A 26075-nucleotide genomic window follows, 5' to 3' on the forward strand; every position below is an offset into this window, starting at 1 on the left:
CGAGATCCGCAAACAGAACCCCGCCTTCGGGCTCGGGTCCTACACCGAGCTGCAGTCCTCGAACCCCGCGGTGATCGCCTTCCTGCGCGAGTACGGCGACGACCTAGTGCTGTGCGTGCACAACTTCTCACGGTTCGCACAGCCCACCGAACTGGATCTGCGGGTCTACGACGGACGGCACCCCGTCGAGCTGATCGGCGGCGTCCGCTTCCCCGCCATCGGTGAACTCCCCTACCTGCTGACGCTCGCGGGGCACGGCTTCTACTGGTTCCGGCTCACCCGAGTCGCATCCCGCATCGGCCGCCGCCGCTGAGCGTCGGGCGAGGAGAGGACGCGTCACCATGCCGAAGACCATCACCCCCCGGCCGAGAACCGCAGCCGGCAGCGACCGGCCCCTGGCCTCGCTGAGCGGGCTGCTGCGCGAATGGCTGCCCATGCAGCGCTGGTTCGCGGGCAAGGACCGGCCGGTCACCGACCTGTCGTTGCTGTCCATGAGTGAGCTGTTCCCGGGCTGTCTGCACCTGCTGGTCCACGCCTCGCACGCGCCGGTGCCCACCCTCGGCGGCACGCCCCCGCCCGGCGACTGCTACCAGCTGTTCCTGGGCCTGCGCGAGCACCTGGCACCGCGGCTGGAACGGGCGTACATCGGCCGCGTCGAGGAGGGTCCGTTCGCCGGCCTCGCCGTGTACGACGCCCTGCAGGACCCGCGCTCGGCCCATCTGCTCCTGGAGCGGCTTAGGCAGCCCGGCACGACGGGTCCGCTGCGCTTCGAGGCGACCCCGGCCGTCCATCTGCCCGGCGGGCTCCCGCCCCGGCTGCTGGACGCCGAGCAGTCCAACTCGTCGATCGTCTACGGCGACGCGTACATCCTGAAGCTCTTCCGCCGCATCCAGCCGGGCGTCAACCCCGACCTGGAGGTGCCGGGCGCGCTGGCGGCACAGGGCTGCACGCGGGTGCCGGCGCCGGTCGCCTGGTTCAGCACCACCGCTCCGCGCCCGGCCACACTGGGTGTGCTGCAGCCGTTCCTGCCCGACGCCACCGACGGCTGGACGCTGGCGCTGGGCGCACTCGCGACGGGCGACGACTTCACCGCCGAGGCCCGGGAGCTGGGCCGGGCCATGGCCGAGGTGCACCTCGCGCTGGCGGAGGCCTTCCCGCCGGCCGGACCGGGCGAGAACGGCTGTATGGCGGAGGCGATGTCCGCCCGGCTGGACGCCGCCACGCACGCCGTGCCGGCGCTGCGGCCCTTCGTCCCCGGCCTGCGGGCCGCGTTCGGTGCCCTGGCCACCTGCGACACCGGACCGCCCGCCCAGCGCATCCACGGTGACCTGCACCTGGGCCAGGTGCTGCAGGCCGGGCGCGACTGGTTCGTCATCGACTTCGAGGGCGAGCCGTCCCGGCCGCTCGACGAGCGGCGGGCCCCGCAGTCCCCGGTGCGTGACGTGGCCGGGATGCTGCGCTCCTTCGACTACGCGGCCCGCCAGCGCCGCCCCTGGCGGCCGGAATGGGCGCGCCGCTGCCGGGAGGCGTTCTGCGCGGGCTACGCGGCCCGCGCCGGATGGGATCCACGCAAGAAGCACGCGCTGCTGCGCGCGCACGAGACGGACAGGGCGGTGTACGAGGTGCTGTACGAGGCAAGACACCGTCCGGACTGGCTGCCGGTTCCGATGGCCGCGATCAAGCGGCTCGCCGTGTGGAGAGGCTGACGTGATGGCACTGCGCGACATCGCACTTCCCGAGGGCGCCGGACCCGTGCCGCCCGTGGCCGTCCCGCTCGATAAGGGCGAGCGCGACCGCCTGCTCGGCGGTGCGCACCACGACCCGCACGCGCTGCTGGGCGCCCATCCGGTACCGGGCGCCACCCTGTTCCGTGCGCTGCGCCCGAACGCCCGCGCGGTGAGCGTCGTGGTCGACGGGACGAGCAGCCCGCTGGTGTCGGAGGGCGGCGGGCTCTTCGCCGCCGTGCTGCCGTACCCGCAGATCCCGTCGTACACGCTGCTGGTGGCGTACGACGACGGCGAGCAGGAGGTGGAGGACCCGTACCGCTTGCTGCCCGCCCTCGGGGAGCTGGACCTGCATCTGATCCGCGAGGGCCGGCACGAGCAGCTGTGGCAGGCGCTCGGCGCCGAGCCCATGACCCACCAGGGGGTGACGGGCACCCGCTTCACCGTCTGGGCGCCGAACGCCCAAGGGGTGCGGGTCGCCGGCGACTTCACCTACTGGGACGGCACGCAGTACCCGATGCGGTCGCTCGGCGCGTCCGGCGTGTGGGAGCTGTTCCTGCCGGGCATCGGCGAGGGCGCCCGGTACAAGTTCGAGATCACCTCCCGCTACGGCACCCGGTTCCTGAAGGCGGACCCGATGGCCCGCCGAACGGAGGTCCCGCCCGCGACCGCCTCCGTCGTGGCCGTCTCGCGGTTCGAGTGGGACGACGCGGAATGGATGGTCCACCGCGGTGACCTCCCGGTGCACGAGGCGCCGTTGTCCGTGTACGAGGTGCATCTGCCCTCCTGGCGCAGCGGCCTGACGTACCGCACGCTGGCCGATGAACTCCCCGCGTATGTCAAGGAGATGGGCTTCACACACGTGGAGCTGATGCCCGTCGCCGAGCATCCCTTCGGTCCCTCCTGGGGCTACCAGGTCACCGGCTTCTACGCCCCGACGTCCCGGCTCGGCTCGCCGGACGACTTCAAGTACCTGATCGACGCGCTGCACCGGGCCGGCATCGGCGTGATCATGGACTGGGTGCCGGCCCACTTCCCCAAGGACGACTGGGCGCTGGCCCGGTTCGACGGCGACCCGCTGTACGAACCCGGGGACTCCCGGCGGGCCGAGCATCCGGACTGGGGGACGTACGAGTTCGACCTCGGACGGGTCGAGGTGCGCAATTTCCTCGTCGCCAACGCCGTGTACTGGTGCCAGGAGTTCCACATCGACGGGCTGCGGGTGGATGCCGTGGCCTCCATGCTCTACCTCGACTACTCGCGCGACTCCGGGCAGTGGACTCCGAACGTCTTCGGCGGGCGGGAGGACCTGGACGCCGTGGCCTTCCTGCAGGAGATGAACGCCACCGTCTACCGGCGCTGCCCGGGCGTGGTGACCATCGCCGAGGAGTCCACCGCCTGGGACGGGGTGACCCGGCCGACGGACAGCGGCGGGCTGGGCTTCGGGCTGAAGTGGAACATGGGCTGGATGCACGACTCGTTGGAGTACATCCGGCACGAGCCGGTGCACCGCAAGTACCACCACCACGAGATGACCTTCTCGATGGTGTACGCGTACAGCGAGAACTATGTGCTGCCGATCTCCCACGACGAGGTCGTACACGGCAAGCAGGCGCTGGTGTCGAAGATGCCGGGCGACTGGTGGCAGCGGCGGGCCAACCACCGGGCCTACCTCGGCTTCATGTGGGCGCATCCGGGCAAGCAGCTGCTGTTCATGGGGCAGGAGTTCGCACAGGGCGCGGAGTGGTCCGAGGCGCACGGTCCCGAGTGGTGGCTGCTGGACGCGGACTACTGCTCAGCGGGCGACCACCGGGGCGTACAGGATCTGGTCCGGGATCTGAACACGCTGTACCGGGGCACCGAGGCACTGTGGCAGCGGGACACCGATCCGGGCGGTTTCCGGTGGGTGCTGTGTGACGCGGCGGACGACAATGTGTTCGCGTTTCTGCGGTTCGCCGCCGACGGCTCCCCCCTGCTGGCGGTGTCCAACCTCTCCCCCGTGGTCCGTGACGACTACCGCGTCTGGGTTCCCGACGGGATTCCCGCCTGGCAGGAGGCTCTGAACACGGACGATGCACGCTACGGCGGCAGCGGCGTGAGCGCCGGCGCCCCCGGGGCGCTCAAGCCCGAGGACGGCTTCCTCCGGCTCACGCTGCCCCCGCTCGCCACTGTCTGGTTGACGCCCGTGCGCTGAACCCCCAGGTGTCGGCGGCCCTCTCCGAGGGGCAGTCAGGGTCGTACGGACCCACGACTGCTCCTCGTGGCATGACGGAAGGGCGGTACCGCGTGCGAACTGTCGGAGTGGAGGAGGAACTCCTTCTGGTCGACCCGGACAGCGGGGAGCCGAAGGCATTGTCGGCCGCCGTCCTCGCCCGTGCCGCCCAGGACGATCCCGGACAGATCGCGTTCCAGAGGGAACTGTTCGGGCAGATGCTGGAGTTCGCCACCCATCCGCAGTCGGAGATGGCGGACCTCGGCGCCGAGATAGTGCGCGGCCGCAAGGAGGCGGCCCGGCTCGCCGACGAGATCGGCTGCGCGGTCGCCGCGCTCGCCACCTGCCCGCTTCCGGTCACCCCCCTGCTCAGTGCGCACGCACGCTACGAGTGGATTGCCGGGCACTACGGGATCGCCACCCAGGACCAGCTCGTGTGCGGCTGCCATGTCCATGTGTCGGTGGAGTCCGACGAGGAGGGCGTGGCCGTCCTCGACCGGCTCAGGCCGTGGCTTCCGGTGCTCTGCGCGCTCAGCGCCAACTCGCCGTTCTGGCAGGGCCTGGACACCGGATACGTCAGTTTCCGCAGCCGGGTCTGGGCCCGCTGGCCGTCGGCGGGGCCGACCGAACTGTTCGGCTCGGCCGAGCACTACCACCACCGGGTCAAGGACATGGTGGCCAGCGCGGTCATCCTGGACGAGGCGATGGCGTACTTCGACGCGCGTCTGTCCGCCACCTACCCGACGGTGGAGATCCGGGCATCGGACGTGTGTCTGCGCGCGGACACCACCGTCCTCGTCGCCACGCTGGCCCGCGCCCTGGTGGAGACGGCCGCACGCGACTGGCGGGCCGGGCGGCCGCCGCTCGACCACAGCGTGAGCATGCTCAGGCTGGCCTCGTGGCAGGCGGCCCGCTCCGGCCTGGACCAGGACCTGCTCGACCCCGCGACCATGCGGCCCCGGCCCGCCGCGCAGGTGCTGCACTCGCTGTTGGAGCACACCGGGGAGGCCCTCGCCGCCAGCGGTGACACTCCCTGTGTCGAGGAGGCCGTCGCAAGGCTGTTGCGCCGGGGCAACGGTGCCCGCGAGCAGCGGCTGCTGAGGGAGCGCACGGGCAGCCTGCGGGACGTGGTCACCGAGTGTGTGCGCCGCACCCAGGACTGAGCGGCGGCCCGGGGACACGCGCAGATCATCAGCCGATCACGACTTCCCTGTTCCCGGCACCGAAACCGCTTCCCTGGGCTACATTCGAGCACCGCCGGACACAGATCCGACCGGCGGAGTGACCCTCCGTACTCTCCGGGAGCAGCGCATGCGCGACGTCGCCCTCGCTCCACCAGCCGTGCCGCCGCTGACCGGCGGGCTCGCCGACAGCATCTTCGAGAACGCGGCCCGGACCCCGACCCTGCCCGTCCTCGCGCGCCGTACGGACGCGGCGCCCCGGGTGTGGGAGGAGGTGACGGCGGTCGAGCTGCGGGACGAAGTGGTCGATGTGGCCAAGGGCCTGATCGCCGCGGGGATCTCCCCGGGCCACCGGGTGGCCCTGATGGCCAGGACCCGCTACGAGTGGACGGTGTTCGCCCACGCGCTGTGGACCGTCGGCGGGGAGGTCGTGCCGATCCACCCGACGTCCTCGCGGGACCAGGTGGCGTGGATCCTGCGGGACGCCGGCTGCGTTGCCGTCGTGGTGGAGGACGAGCAGGGCGCCATGACCGTCGGCACCGTGTGCGCGGGGCTGCCACGGCTGAAGCACGTCTGGCAGCTGGACGCCGGCGCGCTGCAGCGGCTGGCCGAGCAGGGTGCGTTCGTCCCGCTGACCACGGTGGATTCGCTGCGCCGGATCGTGCTGCCCGACTCGACGGCGGCCATCACCTACACCTCGGGCACCTCCGGGCGTCCCCTGGGCTGCGCACTGAGCCACCGTGGCCTGGCCTACCCGTGCGACATCCTGCTCGCCGGCTGGAGACACACCGCGGCGCCGCCGGGTGAGCAGCCGTCCGTGCTGGCCTTCCTGCCCTTCTCCCATGTGTACGGGATCATGATCCAGGTGCTGTGCCTGCGCGGCGGGGTCCTGATGGCCCATGAGCCGGAGATGACGGAGGCGGCCCTCGCCTCGGCGCTGGCCACGTTCCGGCCGACGTACCTGTACGGCGTGCCGTCGGTGTTCGAGAAGCTGTACAAGACCTTTTTGCGGACCGCCCAGCAGGCGGGCCGGGGCGCGCTGTTCGAGCGGGCGGCGCAGACGGCGCGGGACTTCGCCGAGGCCGAGGAGCGCAGGCGGCTCGGCCTCGGGCCGGGTCCCGGGCTCGACCTTCGGCTGCAACACGCCCTGTACGAGCGGACGGTGTACCGAAAGCTGCGGGCCGGACTCGGCGGGCGGGTCGTGCGGGGCACCTCGGGCGGTTCGTCGCTCAGCCGGGAGCTCTGCCTTTTCTACGAGGGCATCGGTCTGTACGTGAACGACGGGTACGGGCTGACGGAGAGCTCCGGCGGGATCACGGTGCAGCCGCTGGGGCGGGAGAAGTCGGGGACCGTGGGCCGGCCGCTGCCGGGCACCGAGGTCCAGGTGGCCGACGACGGGGAGATCCTGGTGCGCGGCCCCTCGGTGTTCCAGGGCTACATCAGCGACGAGGCCCGTACGCGGGCCGTGCTGAGCGGCGGCTGGCTGGCCACCGGGGACGTCGGGCGGCTGGACTCCGAGGGCTATCTGACCATCACCGGCCGCAAGAAGGACGTCATCGTCACCAGCAGCGGCAAGAGTGTGGCCCCGGCGCAGCTGGAGCAGCGGCTGCGCCTGCATCCGCTGGTGCACCAGGCGGTGGTCGTCGGCGACGACCGGCCCTGTGTCGGGGCCCTGATCACCCTGGATCCGGTATTCCTCGCGCACTGGCGGGCCGCCCTGGCCCTGCAGGGCGAGTCGCCGGGCCGGGAGGCCCGCGAGGAGAACGCGCTCAGGGAGGAGATCGCGCGGGCCGTCGCCTCGGCCAACAGCGTGGTGTCCCGCGCGGAGTCCATCAGGGTCTACCGTGTCCTCCAAGAGCCGTTCGCCCCGGACAACGGGCTGCTCACGCCGTCCATGAAGCTGCGCCGGGACGCCATTGCGCGGCACTACGCCGCCGAGATCGACGCGATGTACGAGGCCCGTCCCCGCGCGATGCGGCGGCCGGGCCCCGAGGAGCCGGCCGACTGGGACGAGTCGGACAGCGTCTTCCGCTAGGAGGTGCCCGTACGCAGGCCGGCTGCCGGGCCGGACGGATAACCCGGCCCGACTGTGGGAACCCGCAGTGTTGGAGTGATCAGCAACGACGACCGCCCTGGCCGGAAGGGGCCGCCGCCCCGGCCGTGCGGGGCCGGGGAATGCGAGATGGCGACGGAGCCGCGGTGGGACGACACACCTCCCTCGGAGGACGGGTACGAGCGCGCCTTTTCCTTCCCGGGTGAGCTGCGCAACGTCACGGGCGCGCGGCTCGCGGCGGAGGAGTTCCTGTGCGGCCTCGCCCAGGACGCGCCGCCCCGCACGCACGAGTGCTGGGACGACATCCTGCTGGTCGTCACGGAACTGGCCGCCAACGCCATCCAGTACGCCCCCGGGCCGTTCGGGCTGCGGCTGCGCCGCACCTTCGACGGGGTGCACGTGACCATGCACGACACCAGCAGTACCCGGCCCGAGCCGAGGCCGTTCCACCCGAACGCGGGCGGTGGTGGCATCGGGTGGCACCTCGTGCACACGCTGTGCAGTCAGGTGAGCGTCGTCGTCCACGACCACGGCAAGGAAATCCACGTGTTCCTGCCCTGGTGACCGGCGTGCCCCGGGAGCGGGGTTCAGGAGTACGACGTGTATCTGTGCGAGTTGCGGATACTCCAGCCGCGGCAGGGGCATGCTGGTCCCCACGCATTCGTCTGCCTGCCGCACCCAGCTGGCGGAACGGCTGGGAGCACGGTGGGATCGATGTGGTCACAGCGATCCAGGGCATGCGAACGGCGTCGAGTCGGACCGCCTGGAGCCGCAGAAAGGGATGAACACCGTGACACGACCCAGGATTCTGGTGATCGGCGCAGGCTTCGCCGGAGTCGGGTGCGTCCGCCGCCTGGAGCGGAAACTCACCCCCGACGAGGCCGACGTCACCCTGGTGACGCCGTTCGCCTACCAGCTCTACCTCCCTCTGCTGCCCCAGGTCGCCTCCGGCGTGCTCACGCCGCAGTCGATCGCCCTGTCGCTGCGCCGCAGCAAGAAGTACCGGACCCGGATCATCCCGGGCGGTGCGATCGGCGTGGACCTGAAGTCCAAGGTCTGTGTCATCCGCACCATCACCGGCAAGACGATCAACGAGCGGTACGACTACATCGTGCTGGCGCCGGGCAGCGTGACCCGCACCTTCGACATCCCGGGGCTGACCGAGCACGCCTTCGGGCTGAAGACTCTCGCCGAGGCCGCCTACATCCGCGATCACGTCATCTCACAGCTGGACCTCGCGGACGCCAGCGACAATCCGGCCGAGCGGGCCGCGCGGCTGCAGTTCGTGGTGGTCGGCGGCGGCTACGCGGGCACCGAGACCGCGGCCTGTCTGCAACGGCTCACGCACGCGGCGGTCCAGCGCTATCCGCGCCTCGACCCGAACCTGATCAAGTGGCATCTCATCGACATCGCGCCCAAGCTCATGCCGGAGCTGGGCGACAAGCTCGGCCGCAGCGCGCAGGAGATCCTGAAGCGCCGCGGCATCGACGTCTCGCTGGGCGTGTCGATCGACAAGGCGGGCGCCGAGGAGGTCACCTTCACCGACGGCCGGGTGGTGCCGACCCACACGCTGATCTGGACGGCGGGTGTGGTCGCGAGCCCGCTGATCGCCACGCTCGGCACGGAGACGGTCCGCGGCAGGCTCGCGGTCACCGCCGAGATGACCCTGCCGGGCCACGACGGGGTGTTCGCGCTCGGCGACGCCGCCGCCGTACCCGACAAGGCCAAGGGCGAGGAGGACGCGATCTGCCCGCCGACCGCCCAGCACGCCATGCGCCAGGGCACCAAGGTCGCCGACAACGTCATCGCGACGCTGCGCAGCGAGCCTCTCCAGCCGTACGTGCACAGGGACTTGGGTCTCGTGGTCGACCTCGGCGGCAAGGATGCCGTGTCCAAGCCGCTGGGCATCGAGCTGCGGGGCGTACTCGCGCAGACGGTGGCCCGCGGGTATCACTGGTCGGCGCTGCGCACCAACGTCGCCAAGGCCCGTGTCATGACCAACTGGCTGCTGAACGCGGTCGCCGGCGACGACTTCGTGCGTACCGGCTTCCAGTCCCGCAAGGCCAGCCGGCTGAAGGACTTCGAGTTCACGGACTCCTACCTGACACCGGAACAGGTCCGCTCCAAGGTGGAGGGCCCGGCCGCCAAGAGTTCCTGAGGCGACCCGGACCACCGGAGAAGACCGCCGATCCGCCTCCCCGCCGGTCGGCGGTCTTCTCCGGTGCCTGCGGAACGGGGTGGCCTGGCGGAGTCCGAGCGCGGGCCGGGGCATGGGCACGGGCTCGCCGATGCGCTCGTCGTGTCCAGGCCGGCCGACGGCAGGTGGCGGAGGCCGGCCGGGGGCAGGCGGTCCAGGGTGTCGTGCGATGCTGGGCGGAGATCATGTTCTGGCACGGGAGAGAGCACGGCGGCGTGAGAGCAGTGGGACGGCCGGGGCGGGCGCGGATGCGGGACCGGCTCGCGGCGTCCGATCCCGGGTTGATCAGGCTCACCGCGGGCCTGCGCACGGTGGTCGCGATCGCCCTGACCCTCGCCGTGCTGGCCCTTCTGCGGGTTCCGGTCCCCCAGCTGGTCGCGGGCGCCATGGCGGCGATGGTCGCGACCTTCGCCATCCAGGAGAAGCAGCGCTCCCCGCAGGCCGTCACCCTCGCCCTCGGCCTGCCCGTGGCGCTCGCGTCGGTGGCGCTGGGCGCGCTGCTGAACCATCGGGTCGTCGCGGGCGACGTGTTCTTCGTCGTCCTCATCTTCTGTGCCGTCTACGGCCGCCGGTTCGGTGACCGTGGCACGGCACTGGGCCTGATCGGCTTCCAGATCTACTTCCTCTCCCTGTTCGTGCAGGCGACCACGTCCGGGCTGCCCGCCCTGTACGGCGTGATCGCCGTGGCGTTCGGCTGCAGCGCCGCGGCCCGCTTCGTGCTGCTGCCCGAGACCCCGGCGGGCACCCTCGACCGGCTGCGCGGGGCCTTCCGCGCCCGGCTCGGACAGCTGATCGCCAGCCAGATCGAGCTGCTGGACGCCGGACCGGACGACGTCGAGCAGGTCCTGGAGGAACTGCGCACCGGCACCGCCCGGCTGCACGAGACGGCGCTGATGATCCAGGGCCGGCTGGAGGACGGCACCGCCGACGCGGCGACGGCCCGGCTGCTGCAACGCCGCATCGCCGACGCCGAGATCGCCGCCGAGCGGCTCGGTCTGCTGCTGCTCACCGCGCGCAGCGCCGAGCGCACGGACACCCTCACCCTGCATCTGCCCGGCGCTCCCCTCCCCTTTGGCGGCGAGCTGCCGGTGCGGGACGAGGCGACGGCCGTGCTGCGCCGGGACCTGGAGGCGATGCGGCTGCTGGTGCTGCGGCCGGTCGGCGAGCCCTCGGGCACGGCGTCGGCGCAGGTGCGCAACCGGCTGCTCGGCTACCGCGAGGAGGAGCATCTGCCCAAGGCCTCCCCGGCCGTGCAGGACGTCTTCCGTGGCCTCGGCGAGGCCGCGCGGGCGGTGCTCGGGCTGCGGATCGCCCTGGACGAGCCGCAGGACGAGTCGGACGACACCCCGGCGACGGCCCGCTCCCGCGAGGAGCTGGACGCCGAGGACGCAGCCATCGAAAGCAGCGAGGAGGACGAACCGGAGGAGCCGGAGCCGACCGGGCTGCGGCGGCCCACCACCCGGGCCGCCGTGCAGGTGGCGGTCGGTTCGTCCCTCGCCATCGTGGGCGGTGAGCTGCTGTCCAGCCAGCGCTGGTACTGGGCGGTGCTGACCTGCTGGATCGTTTTCCTCAACACCGCGTCCACCGGCGAGATCCTGGTGAAGGGCTACCGGCGGCTGCTCGGTACGGTCCTCGGCGTGGTGGCCGGCATCGGGCTCGCCGGGCTGGTCGGAAACCACACCTGGACGGCGTTCGCGCTGGTGCTGGTGTTCATTTTCGCGATGTTCTACACGGCGCCCCTGTCGTACACGCTGATGTCGTTCTTCGTGACGGCGATGCTGGGGCTGCTGTACACGCTGCTGAACACCTACAGCGCGTCGGTGCTGCTGCTGCGGGTGGAGGAGACGGCGCTGGGCGCGGCCTGCGGCGTGATCGCGGCTGCGGTGGTGCTGCCCATCCATACCGACCGGCGCACCAACGACCTCCTCGTCGCCGTCCTCGACCGGCTGTCGGACGTCACCCGGGGCGCCATGGAGCAGCTGAGCGGTGAGGCGTACGCCGACCTGGTGGACGGGGCGCGCGACCTGGACCAGGCGCTGGCGGACCTGCGCGCAGCCACCCAGCCGCTCACGCATCCGATCACCCCGCTGCGCTCCCGCCGGGACACCGCCCGGTACGTGATGGCGCTGCTGGAGACGTGCGCGTACCACGCCCGTTCGCTCGCGGCCACGGCCGAGCTGCTGCCGACCCATCCCTCGATAGCGGCCGATCCGCGGCTGCGCGGGGCGGGCCGGCGGATCGTGCACAACATCGAGGCGATCGCCGCGCATGTCGCGGACCCCCGGTCGACGCAACGGATCGAGACCGGCCCCAGCATCGCCTCGATGCTGGAGCCCGGCACCCTGCGCACCCCGCGCTACGGCCGGGTGACCGATCGGGTGCTGCGCCATCTGCAGCGGCTGGACGAGGCGGTTCCGGGTCTGGCCCGGCCGCTGGGACTCGTGCCGGAGCCCAAGAAGGTGTGACCGTACGGCCGGGGTCTCACACCCGGCGCCAGCGGGCCAGGGCGAGGGCGAACAGGCCGAAGAGCATCAGGCCGGCCGCCACCGCCGCCAGCAGCCACGGTCCGGCGGGGGTGGCCGCGAAGGACCGCAGGGTGTCGTCCAGTCCCTTGGCCCGGTCGGGCCGGTAGTCGACGGCCGCGCGGACGGCGAAGGCCCCCGCCGCGGCGAACACCAGCGCACGGGCCAGGCCGCCGCCGACCCCGGTCACGTCGACCAGCTTGCGGGCGCGCGGTGACATCTCGCCGAGCTTCAGTTCCTCGCGGTACACACGTCGGACCGCCTGAACGCCGAGCCACACGCCGGTGACGACGATTGCGGCACCGGCCGCTCCCACCGCCCACTGGCCGGCGGGCAGGTGCATGAGCCGTGCGGTGACGTCCCGGGACTGGGCGTCGCCGGAGCGGCTCCCGCCGGCACCGGCCGCGAACGCGAGCACGGACCACGCGAGGAAGGCGTAGAAGACCAGGCGTGCGGCGGCGAGCAGGCGCTTGCGCACGCTGCGGCCGTCCGGCTCGGACGCGCCGAAGCAGACCTCGGACAGTCGCCACACCGCCATGCCGACGAGGCCGATGCCCAGCGCCCACAGCAGCACCGAGCCGTAGGGCCGGGCCGCGAGTTCGGCGAGTGCGCCGCTGCGGTCGGCCTGGCGGCTCCGGTCACCGAAGGCGATCCGCAGGGCGAGCAGTCCCACGAGCAGATAGATGGCGCCCCAGGCGAGCAGGCCGGCCCGGGCGGCCCACCGCGTCGGCTCGGCGGTGCTTCCGGGCCGGCTCGTGAGCCGGCCGCTTCCCGCTGCGGCCCCGGTGCCCACGGCACTTCACACCTTGGCGCGGCCGCGCGGCCGCTGCCCCAGTGCCTCGTCGCGTACGCGGGCGCAGCTGCGGCTGATGAGGCGGGATACGTGCATCTGGGAGATGCCGAGCCGGTCGGCGATCCGGCTCTGTGTCATGTCCTCGAAGAAGCGCATGTAGAGGATGTCCCGCTCGCGTTCGGGCAATCGGCGCAGCCCTTCCTTGGCGGCCTCGCGGTCGACGACGACGTCGTAGGAGGAATCCGTGTCGCCGAGCGTGTCGGCGAGGTTGTAGCCGTCGTCGCCGGCGGACAGCTCGGCGTCGAGCGAGAGGGTACTGAAGCTCTCCAGCGCCTCCATGCCCGCGGCGACCTCCTCCCGGGTGAGGCCGGTGTGGGCGGCGATGGCGTCGGCGGTGGGTTCGGGGGTGCCGGGGTGCTGGGTGAGTTCGCGGCGGGCGACGCGCACCCGGTTGCGCAGCTCCTGCACCCGGCGGGGCACGCGCAGGGCCCACATCCGGTCCCGGAAGTGCCGCTTGATCTCGCCGGTGATGGTGGGCACCGCGTAGCTCTCGAAGGCACCCCGGGAGGGGTCGAACCGGTCGATGGCCTTGACCAGTCCGAGCGCGGCGACCTGGCGCAGGTCCTCGACGGACTCCCCGCGGTCACGGAAGCGGCCGGCGATCCGGTGCGCCATGGGCAGCCACGCGGCGGCGAGTTCGTCGCGCACGGCGTCCCGCTCGGGGCCGTCCGGCAGTCCGGCCAGCCGCGCGAAGTCCGCTGCGGTGTCGGGGGCGTCGTCATGGGTCCGCCGCGGGGACGCGGCGGTTGCGATGTCGGGCGTACCGGGTCGGCTTGTCGACGTGTCGGTCAGCATGCGGTATCGCTCCTGAACGGTGGTTTCGGGGCGCGGACGGAACGGGGGTTCCGGTTTCCGGCCCGAACGGTGCTGTCAGGGTGTGCCGCGGGGGTGCCACCGGGCCCGCCGGAGGGGGCCCGCAGCGGCTGTACCGTCCCCGCGGGGCGCGCGCCTCCGGTCCGAAGCACGATTCTCCGACTGCCCGTCCGCCCGGGTGGCAAACGCCACTTGCCGGAACTTCCGGCGGCGGCGTCAACGCAGCGGTACGACGGCCGTGATGCGCTTGCCGCCGCACGGCAGGCCGGCCACGCTGACGTCCCGGGCGAGCAGGCAGACGATGAGCCAGCCGCGGCCGCCGAGCCGGCAGTGGCTCCGGTCGTCGGCCGGCAGGTCGGTCACGGGGATCTCGTCGCTGCGGTCGCTCACCGAGACGCGTACACCACCGGCTTCGACGTCGACGTCGAAGCCGGTGATCCCGCCGCCGTGCACGAGGGCGTTGGCGGTGAGTTCCGAGGTGACCAGCAGGGCGTCCGCCAGAGCCTCGTTGTCGCACGGAATGGCGCGCGCCCGGCAGCGTTCGGCCACCACGCGCTGGACGGTTCTGCGGGCGTCCGCCGGGCGGCACGGCAGGGTCCGGCATGGCTCCCGCAGTGCTGTCGAGGAGTCGGTCCGGTGATTCTCGCCCATCCCTTCCCTCCCTGAATGGTGACCGGGTCTGCCGGGGTGTCTCCCTTGTCGGCTGACCTCTCCCGGCGCTGTCAAACACCGTGGGCGGCATTGCCATCAGCGGGCGCCGTCCGGGTACCCGGACCGTATGACCGATGTGGTGGACGCGGACGAGTTGTTGCGGCGCATCCGGCGGGGCAGGGATCTTGCGGCCGAGCAGGAACGGGCCTGGCGGGAGCGGGCGGGGCGGCTGACGGCGACCGATCCGGAGGGGGCCCGGGATGCGTCCGTGCGGGCGCTGGCGTACGAGGCGGTGCTGCGGGTGCTGGAGGAGATCGTCACCCCGGGCAGAGCGGCCTCGGGGCGGGACGGAGTGAAACAAGTCACCTGACCTGCTCCCGATTGGCCGAATTGCCGCCAGATGGTTTATCGTTCATGCATACGTGGTGACGGAGTCGACCGGAATCGTCCTCCCTCGCCACCGCATACGGCCCTGGCTGGTCTCCCCCGTCCAGCCAGGGCTTTTTCATGCCTCCGTGGCGCATCGCCGGCACCGACCCGCCTCCTTCGAGGTGCCCGGGACGGCGGCAGCGGCTGAAATGGGCTTGGGGAAACACCCCGACCGCTGCCGGCGAGGAGTCCCGCGCCATGACCAAAGCGATAAAACTGCTGACCGCCCTGCCGCAGACACAGCGCGAGCGACTGATGGAGCTGGCCCAGGAGACCTCCTTCCCGGAGGACACCCGGATCTTCGAGGCGGGCGGTACCGCCGACCGCTTCTGGGTGATCCGTTCGGGCGCGGTCCACCTGGATCAGCAGGTCACGTCACGGAAGCGGGTCACCGTGGCCACGCTGGGCGCGGGCGACATGCTCGGCTGGTCCTGGCTGTTCCCGCCGTACCAGTGGGACTTCGGCGCGGTGGCCTTCAGCAACGTCCGGGCCTACGAGTTCGACGGGCCGTCGGTGCTCGCGCTGTGCGTGGAGGATCCGCTGCTCGGACTCTCGCTGGTGCGCACCGTCGCCGAGATCCTCGCCCACCGTCTGGAGACGACCCGCGGCAAGCTGATGGACCAGTACGCACTGCGCCGCGGCGGCCCGGTATAGGCCGCCGCGGCGGGGCCGAGGCCGGCCTCAGATCCGGTAGCGGCGCAGGGCCGGGAGCGCGGCGGCCAGCGCCAGCATCACCACGACGACCAGCACGCCACCGCCCGCCGCGGCGGCCCGGGGACCGAACGCCGAGCCGGCGGTGCCGTGCAGCACATCGGCCAGGCGCGGACCGCCCGCGACGACCACGGTGAACACGCCCTGCATCCGGCCGCGCATCTCGTCGGTCGCCGCGGAGAGCAGGATCGCCCCGCGGAACACCATGGAGACCATGTCGGCGACACCGCCGACGGCGAGGAAGGCCACGGCCAGCCAGAGGTTGCCGCTCAGCCCGAACCCGGCGACGGCCACGCCCCAGCCGACGACCGCGCCGATGACCATCCAGCCGTGCCGCCGCGCCCGGGAGAAGACACCGGAGAACAGGCCGCCGAGCACCGCGCCGACCGGGATCCCCGCGAACAGCACGCCGAGCGCGAGACCTTCGCCGTAGGAGGAGTACGTCTGCGCGGCCAGCTGAGGGAACAGGGCGCGGGGCATGCCGAAGACCATGGCCACGATGTCGGCCAGGAACGACAGCAGCAATACCTGGCGCCCGGAGATGTAGCGGAACCCGGCGACGATCTCGCGCACACCGGCCCGACGGGCCGGCCCGTCACCCAGCGGCGGCAGCGCGGGCAGCCGGAACACCGCCCACACCGTGACGCACAGGGCCAGCGCGTCGACCAGGTACAGCTCGGGCAGCCCGATGACCGGTATCAGCACACCGGCCAGCAGCGGCCCCGCGACGAGACCGGTCTGCAGCACGGTCGAGCCGAGCGCGTTGGCCGCGGGCAGTTCCTCCGTCGGGACCAGGCGGGCGATGGAGGCGCTGCGGGCCGGGGAGTTGAGCCCGAAGAAGGCCTGTTGCGCGGCGAGCAGCACCATCAGGACGGCGACGGAGCCCAGTCCGGTCGCGGCCTGCACCCAGAAGAGGAGCGAGGTCACCGCGATACCGCAGTTGGTGACCAGCAGCAGCTTGCGCCGATCCACCGTGTCGGCGACCGCCCCGCCCCACAGCGCGAACACCACCATGGGGACCAGACCGGCGAGGCTGGCGTAGCCGACCCAGGCCGAGGAGTGGGTGATGTCGTAGATCTGCTTGGGTACGGCGACGGCGGTCAGCTGGCTGCCGACGGCGGTGACGATCGTCGATGACCACAGCCGCCGGTAGGCCGGGATGCGCAGGGGCCGGGTGTCCATCGCCCAGCGGCGCCAGCCACGCCGGGGCGGGGCCGGCGCGGCCGGGCTGTCGGTGTCGGGTTCGGTGCTGCTCTCGCTCGTGTCCACGGATTCCCTGGCTGCTCGATACATCTTTCGATTCGAGCCTCACTATGGCAGCAACCGCTGGGCACGCCGAACGGGTTGTCTCAGGAATCGGCGACGAGAAAGGCGCCGAGCGCGAGCATGGTCACGGCGACCAGGCCGTCCAGGACCCGCCAGGCGGTCGGCCGGGCGAGGAAGCGGCCGAGCAGCCGGGCCCCGAAGCCGAGCGCGGCGAACCAGCACAGGCTCGCGAGGGCGGCACCGAGTCCGAAGGTCCAGCGCAGCGGGCCCCGATCGGCGGCAAGGGAACCGAGCAGGAACACGGTGTCCAGGTACACGTGCGGGTTGAGCCAGGTCATCGCCAGGCAGGTCAGCACGGCCCGCCGCCGCGAGCCCACCGCCTTCCCCTCCGCCCGCAGGCCGGTACCGGGCCGCAGCACCCGCCGCGCGGCGAGGGCGCCGTAGCACAGCAGGAACACACCGCCGACGAGCCCGACGGCCCGCACCGCGCCCGGCCAGGCCACCACGACCGCCCCGACCCCGGCGACGCCGAGCGCGATGAGCAGCGCGTCCGACAGGGCGCAGATACCGACCACGGCGAGCACGGCGTCGCGGCGTACCCCCTGGCGCAGGACGAAGGCATTCTGGGCGCCGATGGCGACGATCAGGGAGAGGCCGGTGCCGAATCCGGCGGCCGCGGCGGTCAGGGCGTGGTTCATGCCATCGACGTTAGGCAGGCGATCACTGTAGGTACAGCTAAAGATTCTTACGTATCCTTAGCACTCGTGATGTCAGAGCTTCCCCTGGAACAGGTGCGGACACTGCTCGCCGTCGTGGACGAGGGCACGTTCGACGCGGCGGCCGCGGCCCTGCATGTGACGCCGTCGGCGGTCAGCCAGCGGGTCAAGGCGCTGGAGCAGCGCACCGGCAGGGTGCTGCTCCAGCGGACCAAGCCGGTGCGCCCCACGGAGTCCGGTGCGGTGCTGGTCAGGTTCGCCCGGCAGCTGGCCCGGCTGGAGCGGGACGCGCGCGGCGAGCTGGGGCTGAGCGGCCCGGACGAGCCGACGCGGGTGACGGTCGCGGTGAACGCGGACTCGCTGGCGACCTGGTTCCTCGGTGCGCTCCCCCAGGTGGCCGGGCTCTGCTTCGAGCTGTACCGGGAGGACGAGGACCACACGGCGGCGCTGCTGCGCGAAGGCCTGGTCATGGCGGCCGTGACCTCCTCACCGGACCCGGTGCCCGGATGTTCGGTCCGGCCGCTCGGCAGGATGCGCTATCTGCCGGTGGCCACACCGGAGTTCGCCGAGCGGCACTTGGACGGGCCCCTGCGGGAACTGCTGCCCGAGGCCCCCGTCGTGGTCTTCGACCGCAAGGACGACTTCCAGGACGGCTTCGTACGACAGCTGGGCGGCACGGGCGCCGGCCAGCTGCGGCACTACGTGCCCACCTCGGAGGGCTTCCTCGACGCGGTCGCCGCGGGGCTCGGCTGGGGCATGATCCCGGAGGCCCAGGCGCGCCCGCTGCTGCGCGAGGGCCGCCTCGCCCTGCTCGCCCCGCGGGAGCGGATGGATGTCAGGCTGCACTGGCAGCAGTGGAAACTCGACTCCCCCACCCTGGCGGCCCTGGCCGACGCGGTGGCGGCGACGGCGGCTCGGACCCTGCGCCGGTGACGGTCAGGGCGCCTGTACGCCCAGCCGCCCGGCCGCACTGTCGAGCAGCATCTCCAGAGCGGTCGGGTAGGCGCTGGTGACCATGCGCCGGGCCAGCAGCGGGGCCGCCTCGGCGATGCGGGGGTGGGTGGCCCGCGGCAGGCGGGCGTAGGTCGAGTGCCACTTGTCCTCGTCGGCACGCTGGGAGGCGCTCGGCAGGGCCAGGGACGCTGCGTCGAGGGCGGCGAAGGCCAGCGTCTGGTCGATGAAGGCGTGATAGACGCGGACCGTTTCCTCCACGGAGAACCCGGCCGCGCGCAGGACGTCCAGGACCGCCTCGTCGGCGGCCAGTTCATGGGCGCGTCCGGTGACCCGGTTCGCGGTGAGCAGCGCCGCCTGCGGATGCGCGACGTAGGCGGTGTGGATGCGCAGCCCGATCGTGCGCAGGTCCGCCCGCCACCGCCCCGTCGGCCGCCATCCGTGCAGCGCCTGCCCGATGAGCGCGTCCCCGATGGCCAGGGTCAGGTCGTCCATGCCGTGGAAGTACCGGTACAGCGTGCTGGGATCGCAGTCCAGGGCGAGGCCGAGGCGGCGCGCGGTCAGACCGGTGCTGCCGTGCTCGCGCAGCAGACGCAGCGCGGTCTCGACGATCAGCTGCTCGGACAGCACGGTGCCGCTCCGGGTCGGACGGCGCCGGCGGCGCTTCTCCTTGGGCACCACGGGCTTGGGCACGGCTCATCCTCCCCGGCTTCTTATGCCAACACCATTGACCTTACGTCATGCCCCGGCGTTGTATTCCGGCCAAGGCGCGCCCGCCCCGTTACCGTTCGTGTCAGGCAAGGAGTTCCGTCATGCGTGTACTGCTCGTGGGAGCCGGTGGTGTGGGCACCGCCATCACCCGGATCGCGGCCCGGCGCCCGTTCCTCGACCTCATGGTGGTCGCCGACTACGACCCGGCCAGGGCCGAGGCCGCGGTCGCGGCCCTCGGCGCTGCCGGGGCCCGGTTCCGCGCCGAGCGCGTGGACGCGGGCGACGAGGCCGCGGTGGCGGCGCTGCTCGCCCGCCACGGCTGCGACGTGCTGCTCAACGCCACCGACCCGCGGTTCGTCATGCCCCTGTTCCGCGCGGCGCGCACGGCCGGCGCCGGCTACCTCGACATGGCGATGTCCCTGTCCCGGCCGCACCCCGAGCGGCCCTACGAGGAGTGCGGGGTCAAGCTGGGCGACGAGCAGTTCGAACTGGCCGAGGAATGGGAGAAGGCGGGCGCGCTCGCCCTGGTCGGCATGGGCGTGGAACCCGGCCTCTCGGACGTGTTCGCCCGGTACGCGGCCGACGAACTCTTCGACACCATCGAGGAGATCGGCATCCGCGACGGCGCGAACCTCTCCGTCGACGGCTACGACTTCGCGCCCTCCTTCAGCATCTGGACCACCATCGAGGAGTGCCTCAACCCGCCGGTCGTGTACGAGGCCGGGCGCGGCTGGTTCACCACGCCTGCGTTCAGCGAGCCGGAGGTGTTCGACTTTCCCGAGGGCATCGGGCCGGTGGAGTGCGTGAACGTCGAGCACGAGGAGGTGCTGCTGGTGCCGCGCTGGGTCGGCGCCCGGCGGGTCACCTTCAAGTACGGTCTGGGCGAGGAGTTCATCGAGACGCTGAAGACCCTGCACCGGCTGGGACTCGACCGCACCGCGCCGGTGACCGTGCCGGGCGCGGACGGGCCGGTCGAGGTCTCGCCGCGGGACGTGGTCGCCGCATGTCTGCCGGATCCGGCGACGCTGGGCGAGCGGATGCGGGGCAAGACGTGCGCGGGCACCTGGGTGCGCGGCACGAAGGGCGGCGCACCGCGGGAGGTGTACCTGTATCACGTCGTCGACAACCAGTGGTCCATGGCGGAGTACGGCTGTCAGGCGGTGGTGTGGCAGACCGCGGTCAATCCGGTCGTCGCCCTCGAACTCCTCGCCACCGGTGCCTGGTCGGGCACCGGTGTCCTCGGCCCGGAGGCCTTCCCCGCCCGTCCGTTCCTCGACCTGTTGACCGCGTACGACTCCCCTTGGGGCCTTCGCGAGCAGTGACCGGTCACCCGTGTTTGGCGGTCGGCTCGACGGTGACCCGAACTCGCGTTAAACAGATGCAAGGGCGCGGACGACATCGATCGCAGGTGACTTCCATGGGCAACTGGCGAGACCGAGCCGCGTGCCGCCTCGGTGACCCCGACCTTTTCTTCCCGATCGGCACCACCGGGCCTGCGACGCTGCAGACCCAGCGGGCCAAGGCCGTGTGCGAGCGCTGCCGGGTCCGGGAGCAGTGCCTGGAGTGGGCACTGGAAACGGGGCAGCCGGTCGGCATCTGGGGCGGCACGACGGAATCGGAACGGCGTGCCCTGCGCCGTCGTTCGAGCGTGCGACAGCAGCGCTGATCCTGAACAGAGCACCGTCCGACGCTGGTTCGGGCGCCGTTCCTCACCCGTCGGCCGGCGGTGCGGCCGCGGGCAGCCGGAGGGTGAACACCGCGCCCGTGTCCGGCTCGCTCGCCGCCGTTGCAGTGCCGCCATGGGCGGCGACGAGATGGCGGACGATCGGCAGACCGAGGCCGCTGCCGCCGGTGCGGCGGCTGCGGGACTTCTCGGCACGCCAGAACCGGTCGAAGACATGCGGCAGGTCCTCGGACGCGATGCCCGCGCCGGTGTCGGTGACGGTGAGGACGACCTCCTCGCCGTCCCGGCACGCGGCCAGCGTGACCGTGCCGTCGGCGGGGGTGTGCCGCAGCGCGTTGGAGACAAGATTCCCGAGCGCCTGCCGCATGCGCACGGGATCCGCCTCCAGCCAGGCGGTGCCGTCGGCCTCGGTGCGCAGGGCCACCCCGGCGGCGTCGGCGGCCACCCGGTGGGCGGCGGCGACCTGGTCGAGCAGGTCGCCGGCGCGCAGCGGCTCGCGGTGCAGGCGCAGCGTGCCCGCGTCGGCGGCCGCGAGGTCCTGCAGGTCGTCGATGATCCGCTGCAGGACCAGCGACTCCTCGTGCAGGGAGGCCAGCAGGGCCGGATCCGGGTCGACGACGCCGTCGCGGACGACCTCCAGCCAGCCGCGGATGTTGGTGAGCGGGCTGCGCAGTTCGTGGGCGATGTCGCTGACCATCGCCTTGCGCTGGGCCTCCAGGCGCTCGCGGCGCTCGGTCAGGTCGTTGAACGCCTCCGCGAGGATGCCGGTCTCGTCCCGGGTGGTCACCGGCACCCGCACATGCAGTTCGGGCGGCTGCTGCGCGGCCTCGGTCAGCGCGCGCAGCGGTCGTACGAGCCGGACGGCGACGACGGCGCCCGCGGCGACGGTGACGGCGAGGACCAGTCCGGCCACGCCGATCACCTTGGCCTTGTTGGCCGGGGACATGTCGAAGCGGGAGGGGTTCTGGTCCCCGATGCCGAGGAACAGCTCGGCGACCGGGGCGACATAGGGCTCCAGCTGGGCGCGGCGGGCGCTCAGTACACAGCGCTGCGCCGCCTGCTCGAACTTGGCGCTGTCCGCCTTGACGTACTTCGAGATCAGGTAGCCGCCGGCCAGGGGATCTCTGTTGCCGGGATCGAAGGTGAGGAACAGCGGCCCGGCGAGATCCATGCCCGCGTGTTTCAGACAGGGGCGGGCCAGCTCCGAAAGCTCGGTCAGGGCCCGCTCTTCCGTCGGCACGGGCATCGTGAGCTGACCGTCCGCGCACTGTTCCGCGACGTAGGAGTCGCTGTCCCCTGGGCTGCGGAGTACGGGGCGGCCGCTCGGGCTCCGGACGACCGTGGTGTCGGCGCCGAAACGCTCGTAGCACTGCTTGCGCCTGTCGGCCAGCGCGTCCAGCCGCTTCTGCTCCGCGGTCGTGATCCGGTACGGGCCCACCGCCCTCGGGTCGATGCCGCTGAGCTGGGCCCCGGTGTCGGTGTAGGTGTCGGTGCGCAGGGGGTCGACGGTGGCGGCGGGCCGGGGCGGCAGCGGGGTGCCGCGCGGCGCGGAGTCGGCGACGAAGGTGCGGTCGGCGGTGGTCAGCGCGATGCGCCGGCCGGTCCGGGCGGCCAGGTCACGCACGGTGCGCTGGACACCCGCCCAGTCCGGGTGTTCGGCGGCGTACCCGCTGAGCTCGGCGAGGATGCTGTTGTCGGCGGCGAGGTCCTGGCCCTGCTCCTCCTTCAGGGCGCTGGTAGTGGTCGTCACGGCGAGCCAGGCGGTGGCCGCCACCGAGCAGACGGCGATCAGCGCCGAGACGGACAGCAGCCGGACGAGCAGCCGTTTGCGCAGCGGTATCCGGCGCTTCACGGCCGGCCGCCGCTCAGCTTGTAGCCGACGCCGAACACGGTGACCAGGCGCACCGGCCGCCGCGGGTCGGCCTCGATCTTCCGGCGCAGGTTCATGATGTGCACGTCGACGGCCCGCTCGGTGGAGGCCCGGTCGAAGCCTCGCGTGCACTGCAGCAGCTGCCGCCGGGTGAACACCCGGTCCGGCTCCCCCGACATGGCCAGCAGGATCTGGAACTCGGCCGGCGTGCACTCCACCGGTTTCCCGTCGCAGCGCACCTCGTGCCGTACGGGGTCGACGCTGATCCCCGCGGCCCGTACGGCAGGATCCTCGTCCCGGACATTCACGCCGCGCGCGCTGCGCCGTAGCACCGTGCGGATCCGGGCCATCAGCTCGCGCGGGCTGTAGGGCTTGGTCATGTAGTCGTCGGCGCCCAGTTCCAGGCCGAGCAGCACGTCGTCCTCGGCGGCGCGGGCGGTGAGCATCACCACGGGGATCTCCGGGTCCTCGCCGCCGCGCAGCACCCGGCACACACCGAAGCCGTCGATCACCGGAAGCATCAGATCGAGCACGACGAGGTCGGGTCTCAGCCGCCGGGCCGCGTCGAGCGCGGCCGCGCCGTCGTGCACCACCGTGGCGGTGTGCCCCTCGGCCAGCAGGGAGCGGCGGATCAGTTCGGCCTGCTTCTCGTCGTCCTCGGCGACCAGTACATGTGCGCACACGAGTTCGGATCCTAGGCGGCTCAGGCGGCGAGCCGGTCGGCGTACCCCATGACGACCACCGGATGCCGGTCCGGATCGAGGGTGCGCGGGAGTTCTGTCGTACGGGCCTCGGCGATGCTGACGCAGCCGTGGGTGGGACCGCCGTGGTCGACGTGCAGCCGGACCCCACCGCCCCGGCCGAGGCCGATGGGACGTGTCCGGTCCAGGGGCGAGACGCCCGGCCGACGCTTGTCGTCGATGGCGACGACGTGGTCGAAGGACCCCGCGAGAGGTTCGCCCTCGAAGCCGGTGCCGGGCGAGCGGAACCCGGTGGACCGGTGGTAAGGGAGTCTGCCGCCCGGGTCGGACAGCGGGCCGTCGGCGTCGCTGAGGGTGTAGACACCGACCGGGGAGCGCAGGTCTCCGGCCATGTGGTGAGAGCTCCAGCCGCGCAGCGCGATGGGGGCACCCCCGGTCGGGCAGAGCCGAGAGTGGGGGCGGGCGGGCCACGCGGCGCCCGCCCGCCGGCCGACGGCGGTGCGCTCGTGCAGCACGACCGCGGAGCGCGGAGAGTTCCGGCCGCGCCCGGTGACCACGACGACGTGCCGGGAGCGGTCCGGGATCGCGGCATGGGTCTCGGGCCCGAGGCCGGGTATCCGCTGGGGTGCCGACTCGGCCACGGGCCCTGACGTGGGGGTGGCCGTCGCATCGGGCTGGGCGGTGGGGGTGACCGTCGGCGCCGGGCGCGCCGCGGTGGTGCGCCGGAGCTCCGTCGCCTCGGCTCCGCCGCCGCAGCCGGTGAGCAGCAGCGGGGAGGCGAGGAGAGCGACGGCGGTTCTGCGACGGATCATGGGTCGACCCTGGCCGACACATGTGTGGAACCTGTCAGGTTCTCAGGCCTTGCCGGGCTTTCCCTGTGCGTAGAGCCAGGTGTGGAACAGCCCGCCCAGGTCCTTTCCGGACACGCACTCGGCGAGCTTCACGAACTGGGCCGTCGTACCGTGCCCGGCCCGGTGCTCGGTGGCCCACGCGCGCAGGATGCGGAAGAAGTCCCGGTCGCCGACGGCCTTGCGCAGCTCGTGCAGGGTCATCGCGCCACGGGCGTAGACGGGCGTGTCGAAGATGTTCTCGCCGCTGCCCGGGTCACCGGGCGGGAAGGCCCACAGGTGGTCGCTCGCCGGGCGGTCGTAGAGGGCGTCGAAGCTCTTCTGGGCGCTGTCGCCGCCGTGCTGCTCGCTGTACAGCCACTCGGCGTAGGTCGCGAAGCCCTCGTTGAGCCAGATGTCCTTCCAGGAGGTCAGCGAGACGGAGTCGCCGAACCACTGGTGGGCGTTCTCGTGGACCAGGGTGCTCACGTCGGGTGCCGAGTCGTAGACGGCCCGGCTCTGGGTCTCCAGGGCGTAGCCGACGTTCGGCGCATGGTCGACGATCGAGCCGGCGGCGCGGAACGGGTACGGCCCGAACAGCTTGCTCTCCCAGTCCAGGACGGAGGGCAGCTTCTTCAGCACGGGCGCGGCCGCGCGGGCCTCACGGGCATCCACGGCGTTGTAGACCTGTATGCCGTCACGGGTGGTGTACTGCTCGACCTTGAACTTGCCGACCGTGGCGGTGGCCAGGTAGGCGGCCATCGGCTCGGCCTGGTGCCAGCGGAAGGTGGTGCGGCCGTTCGCGGTGTGCTGCCCGCGCAGGACGCCGTTGGCGACGGCGATACGTCCCTTCGGGACCGTGATCGTGAAGTCGTACGACGACTTGTCCTTGGGGTGGTTGTTCGCCGGGAACCAGGTCATCGCGCCCTGGGGTTCGCCGGCGACGAAGGCCCCGTCGTCGGTGCGGATCCAGCCGTCGGCGGAGCCGTCCGGGTCGGTGACCTGCTTCGGGGTCCCGCTGTAGGTGACGGTGACGCGGAACTCCTGGTCCTTGTGCAGGGTGTGGCGCGGGGTGACGACGAGTTCCTGGCCGCTGCGGCGGAATCCGGCGGCGCTGCCGTCGACCTTCACACCGGTGACCTTCAGGCCCTTGAGGTCGAGGTCGAAACGGGTGAGCTTCTGGGTGGCCCGGGCGGTCAGGACCGCCTTGCCGTCGAGGTGCCGGGAGCCGGTGTCGTAGCGGAGCGTCAGATCGTAGTGCTTGACGTGGTAGCCGCCGTTGCCGCTGAGCGGGAAGTAGGGGTCGCCCGCACCGGACGTGCCCTGCGTGCCGGCCGCCGCCGGTCCCGCGGCCCCGAGCAGCGCCGCCACGGCGACCGGGACGGTGGCGAGGACCGCCTCCCGGCGGAGGATCGCGGTACGTCGTCCTGTGGCGGGTCTGCGGGGGGCCGTCATGGGCGCTCCTTGGGGCGAGGGGGGTGGCGTTGATCGTTTCGCCCACAGACTAGGGCCGTGGGTGTCGCGGTTTCCCCCTCATTCAGGTCAAGTCACGCCGCGTTGCCGCGTGCTGGCACGGGGCGGCCGAAGTACGCTCGCGGAACCCGTCCGCGACCCGAGGGAGCCCGACCGTGAGCGTGCGCGTACGCCGGATCTACGAACCGCCGGAGCCCGACGACGGCCTGCGGGTGCTGGTGGACCGGCTGTGGCCGCGGGGCCTGGCCAAGGACGCGGCGAAGATCGACGAGTGGCCCAAGTCGCTCACGCCCTCGACGGAGCTGCGGCGCTGGTACCACGCGGGCGAGGGCTCGTACGAGGAGTTCCGGCGCCGCTACGAGGCGGAGCTCGCCGCTCCGGAGGCCGCCGAACTCCTCGACGGCCTCCGGAAGTCGGTGCGCGGCGGCCCGGTGACCCTGCTCACGGCGTCCAAGGCCGCCGGCGAGAGCCATGTCACGGTGCTGGCGGAGCTGCTGAAGGACTGATCTCGGGACATCCGCCGCACTGCC

24 protein-coding genes are annotated in these 26075 nt (G+C 72.3%); 14 read left to right on the forward strand and 10 right to left on the reverse strand.

The window, feature by feature from the left end:
- The 8 genes from ACIRU3_RS37435 to ACIRU3_RS37470 form a co-directional block, all read left to right on the forward strand.
- On the forward strand, nt 1-313 hold a 313-nt coding region (locus tag ACIRU3_RS37435; protein ID WP_404066383.1), incomplete at its 5' end, for an alpha-glucosidase C-terminal domain-containing protein.
- A gap of 28 nt (nt 314-341) precedes the next feature.
- Nucleotides 342-1706 carry a maltokinase gene (locus tag ACIRU3_RS37440; RefSeq protein ID WP_404066386.1) on the forward strand — a complete coding sequence of 455 codons (1365 nt, stop codon included), beginning with the start codon at nt 342-344 and terminating at the stop codon, nt 1704-1706.
- A 4-nt stretch (nt 1707-1710) separates the two neighbouring features.
- The gene (glgB, locus tag ACIRU3_RS37445; protein WP_404066388.1) at nt 1711-3918 is read left to right on the forward strand and encodes a 1,4-alpha-glucan branching enzyme; all 2208 of its coding nucleotides are present in this window, start codon (nt 1711-1713) and stop codon (nt 3916-3918) included.
- Nucleotides 3919-4010: 92 nt separating this feature from the next.
- Nucleotides 4011-5099, forward strand: coding sequence for a glutamate--cysteine ligase (locus tag ACIRU3_RS37450; protein ID WP_404066390.1), 1089 nt, complete (start codon nt 4011-4013; stop codon nt 5097-5099).
- 148 nt (nt 5100-5247) lie between these two features.
- Nucleotides 5248-7152, forward strand: a complete 1905-nt coding sequence (locus tag ACIRU3_RS37455) for an AMP-dependent synthetase/ligase (protein ID WP_404066392.1) — start codon at nt 5248-5250, stop codon at nt 7150-7152.
- Nucleotides 7153-7299: 147 nt separating this feature from the next.
- The gene (locus ACIRU3_RS37460; protein WP_404066395.1) at nt 7300-7734 is read left to right on the forward strand and encodes an ATP-binding protein; all 435 of its coding nucleotides are present in this window, start codon (nt 7300-7302) and stop codon (nt 7732-7734) included.
- 217 nt (nt 7735-7951) lie between these two features.
- Nucleotides 7952-9328, forward strand: coding sequence for an NAD(P)/FAD-dependent oxidoreductase (locus ACIRU3_RS37465; RefSeq protein WP_404066397.1), 1377 nt, complete (start codon nt 7952-7954; stop codon nt 9326-9328).
- A gap of 287 nt (nt 9329-9615) precedes the next feature.
- Nucleotides 9616-11832, forward strand: a complete 2217-nt coding sequence (locus tag ACIRU3_RS37470; RefSeq protein ID WP_404066591.1) for an FUSC family protein — start codon at nt 9616-9618, stop codon at nt 11830-11832.
- 16 nt (nt 11833-11848) lie between these two features.
- Here ACIRU3_RS37470 and ACIRU3_RS37475 read toward each other — a convergent pair whose 3' ends face one another.
- The 3 genes from ACIRU3_RS37475 to ACIRU3_RS37485 form a co-directional block, all read right to left on the reverse strand.
- The gene (locus ACIRU3_RS37475) at nt 11849-12682 is read right to left on the reverse strand and encodes a DUF1206 domain-containing protein (protein WP_404066400.1); all 834 of its coding nucleotides are present in this window, start codon (nt 12680-12682) and stop codon (nt 11849-11851) included.
- Nucleotides 12683-12688: 6 nt separating this feature from the next.
- On the reverse strand, nt 12689-13537 hold the full coding sequence (locus tag ACIRU3_RS37480; RefSeq protein ID WP_404066403.1) for a SigB/SigF/SigG family RNA polymerase sigma factor: 849 nt from the start codon (nt 13535-13537) through the stop codon (nt 12689-12691).
- A gap of 234 nt (nt 13538-13771) precedes the next feature.
- Nucleotides 13772-14206: an ATP-binding protein gene (locus ACIRU3_RS37485; RefSeq protein WP_404066406.1), complete on the reverse strand. Its 435-nt coding sequence runs from the start codon at nt 14204-14206 to the stop codon at nt 13772-13774.
- Nucleotides 14207-14333: 127 nt separating this feature from the next.
- Between ACIRU3_RS37485 and ACIRU3_RS37490 the strand changes: the two genes are divergently transcribed.
- The gene (locus ACIRU3_RS37490; RefSeq protein ID WP_404066409.1) at nt 14334-14576 is read left to right on the forward strand and encodes a hypothetical protein; all 243 of its coding nucleotides are present in this window, start codon (nt 14334-14336) and stop codon (nt 14574-14576) included.
- Between the two features lie 257 nt (nt 14577-14833).
- Complete coding sequence (locus ACIRU3_RS37495) at nt 14834-15289, forward strand: cyclic nucleotide-binding domain-containing protein (protein WP_404066412.1); 456 nt, start codon at nt 14834-14836, stop codon at nt 15287-15289.
- A gap of 27 nt (nt 15290-15316) precedes the next feature.
- On the opposite strand, the gene ACIRU3_RS37500 is transcribed toward ACIRU3_RS37495, so the two are convergent.
- Nucleotides 15317-16639, reverse strand: coding sequence for an MFS transporter (locus tag ACIRU3_RS37500; protein ID WP_404066415.1), 1323 nt, complete (start codon nt 16637-16639; stop codon nt 15317-15319).
- 56 nt (nt 16640-16695) lie between these two features.
- Nucleotides 16696-17310, reverse strand: a complete 615-nt coding sequence (locus tag ACIRU3_RS37505; RefSeq protein ID WP_404066417.1) for a LysE/ArgO family amino acid transporter — start codon at nt 17308-17310, stop codon at nt 16696-16698.
- A gap of 66 nt (nt 17311-17376) precedes the next feature.
- Here ACIRU3_RS37505 and ACIRU3_RS37510 point away from each other — a divergent pair, with 66 nt between their 5' ends.
- On the forward strand, nt 17377-18261 hold the full coding sequence (locus ACIRU3_RS37510; RefSeq protein ID WP_404066419.1) for a LysR family transcriptional regulator ArgP: 885 nt from the start codon (nt 17377-17379) through the stop codon (nt 18259-18261).
- 3 nt (nt 18262-18264) lie between these two features.
- Here the strand turns inward: ACIRU3_RS37510 and ACIRU3_RS37515 are convergent, their stop codons facing one another.
- Nucleotides 18265-18972 carry a TetR/AcrR family transcriptional regulator gene (locus tag ACIRU3_RS37515; RefSeq protein WP_404066421.1) on the reverse strand — a complete coding sequence of 236 codons (708 nt, stop codon included), beginning with the start codon at nt 18970-18972 and terminating at the stop codon, nt 18265-18267.
- Nucleotides 18973-19091: 119 nt separating this feature from the next.
- Between ACIRU3_RS37515 and ACIRU3_RS37520 the strand changes: the two genes are divergently transcribed.
- Nucleotides 19092-20312 carry a saccharopine dehydrogenase family protein gene (locus tag ACIRU3_RS37520; protein WP_404066424.1) on the forward strand — a complete coding sequence of 407 codons (1221 nt, stop codon included), beginning with the start codon at nt 19092-19094 and terminating at the stop codon, nt 20310-20312.
- A gap of 95 nt (nt 20313-20407) precedes the next feature.
- A complete protein-coding gene (locus ACIRU3_RS37525) occupies nt 20408-20656 on the forward strand; it encodes a WhiB family transcriptional regulator (protein WP_404066427.1) in 249 nt (82 codons plus the stop codon).
- Nucleotides 20657-20699: 43 nt separating this feature from the next.
- Here ACIRU3_RS37525 and ACIRU3_RS37530 read toward each other — a convergent pair whose 3' ends face one another.
- The 4 genes from ACIRU3_RS37530 to ACIRU3_RS37545 are packed head-to-tail and all read right to left on the reverse strand — an operon-like array spanning nt 20700 to nt 25527.
- Nucleotides 20700-22526 (reverse strand): sensor histidine kinase, encoded by a 1827-nt coding sequence (locus ACIRU3_RS37530; RefSeq protein WP_404066430.1) that lies wholly within the window; start codon nt 22524-22526, stop codon nt 20700-20702.
- Nucleotides 22523-23227, reverse strand: coding sequence for a response regulator transcription factor (locus tag ACIRU3_RS37535; RefSeq protein WP_404066433.1), 705 nt, complete (start codon nt 23225-23227; stop codon nt 22523-22525). Before ACIRU3_RS37535 ends, ACIRU3_RS37530 begins: the two co-directional genes overlap by 4 nt.
- Before the next feature lie 20 nt (nt 23228-23247).
- Nucleotides 23248-24057 (reverse strand): hypothetical protein, encoded by an 810-nt coding sequence (locus ACIRU3_RS37540; RefSeq protein WP_404066436.1) that lies wholly within the window; start codon nt 24055-24057, stop codon nt 23248-23250.
- Nucleotides 24058-24099: 42 nt separating this feature from the next.
- A complete protein-coding gene (locus ACIRU3_RS37545; protein ID WP_404066438.1) occupies nt 24100-25527 on the reverse strand; it encodes a M1 family metallopeptidase in 1428 nt (475 codons plus the stop codon).
- Between the two features lie 173 nt (nt 25528-25700).
- Between ACIRU3_RS37545 and ACIRU3_RS37550 the strand changes: the two genes are divergently transcribed.
- Nucleotides 25701-26051, forward strand: a complete 351-nt coding sequence (locus ACIRU3_RS37550) for a DUF488 domain-containing protein (protein WP_404066441.1) — start codon at nt 25701-25703, stop codon at nt 26049-26051.
- Nucleotides 26052-26075 lie beyond the last annotated feature (24 nt).

It is taken from the genome of Streptomyces sp. NPDC101151 (assembly GCF_044768335.1).
GTDB lineage: Bacteria > Actinomycetota > Actinomycetes > Streptomycetales > Streptomycetaceae > Streptomyces.

Coding starts and splice junctions, on each gene's coding strand:
- ACIRU3_RS37495 (WP_404066412.1), top strand. CDS start 14,834: ATGACCAAAGCGATAAAACTGCTGACCGCCCTGCCGCAGACACAGCGC.
- ACIRU3_RS37545 (WP_404066438.1), bottom strand. CDS start 25,527: ATGACGGCCCCCCGCAGACCCGCCACAGGACGACGTACCGCGATCCTC.
- ACIRU3_RS37480 (WP_404066403.1), bottom strand. CDS start 13,537: ATGCTGACCGACACGTCGACAAGCCGACCCGGTACGCCCGACATCGCA.
- ACIRU3_RS37455 (WP_404066392.1), top strand. CDS start 5,248: ATGCGCGACGTCGCCCTCGCTCCACCAGCCGTGCCGCCGCTGACCGGC.
- glgB (WP_404066388.1), top strand. CDS start 1,711: ATGGCACTGCGCGACATCGCACTTCCCGAGGGCGCCGGACCCGTGCCG.
- ACIRU3_RS37490 (WP_404066409.1), top strand. CDS start 14,334: ATGACCGATGTGGTGGACGCGGACGAGTTGTTGCGGCGCATCCGGCGG.
- ACIRU3_RS37460 (WP_404066395.1), top strand. CDS start 7,300: ATGGCGACGGAGCCGCGGTGGGACGACACACCTCCCTCGGAGGACGGG.
- ACIRU3_RS37500 (WP_404066415.1), bottom strand. CDS start 16,639: ATGTATCGAGCAGCCAGGGAATCCGTGGACACGAGCGAGAGCAGCACC.
- ACIRU3_RS37485 (WP_404066406.1), bottom strand. CDS start 14,206: ATGGGCGAGAATCACCGGACCGACTCCTCGACAGCACTGCGGGAGCCA.
- ACIRU3_RS37440 (WP_404066386.1), top strand. CDS start 342: ATGCCGAAGACCATCACCCCCCGGCCGAGAACCGCAGCCGGCAGCGAC.
- ACIRU3_RS37525 (WP_404066427.1), top strand. CDS start 20,408: ATGGGCAACTGGCGAGACCGAGCCGCGTGCCGCCTCGGTGACCCCGAC.
- ACIRU3_RS37470 (WP_404066591.1), top strand. CDS start 9,616: ATGCGGGACCGGCTCGCGGCGTCCGATCCCGGGTTGATCAGGCTCACC.
- ACIRU3_RS37465 (WP_404066397.1), top strand. CDS start 7,952: ATGAACACCGTGACACGACCCAGGATTCTGGTGATCGGCGCAGGCTTC.
- ACIRU3_RS37540 (WP_404066436.1), bottom strand. CDS start 24,057: ATGATCCGTCGCAGAACCGCCGTCGCTCTCCTCGCCTCCCCGCTGCTG.
- ACIRU3_RS37520 (WP_404066424.1), top strand. CDS start 19,092: ATGCGTGTACTGCTCGTGGGAGCCGGTGGTGTGGGCACCGCCATCACC.
- ACIRU3_RS37505 (WP_404066417.1), bottom strand. CDS start 17,310: ATGAACCACGCCCTGACCGCCGCGGCCGCCGGATTCGGCACCGGCCTC.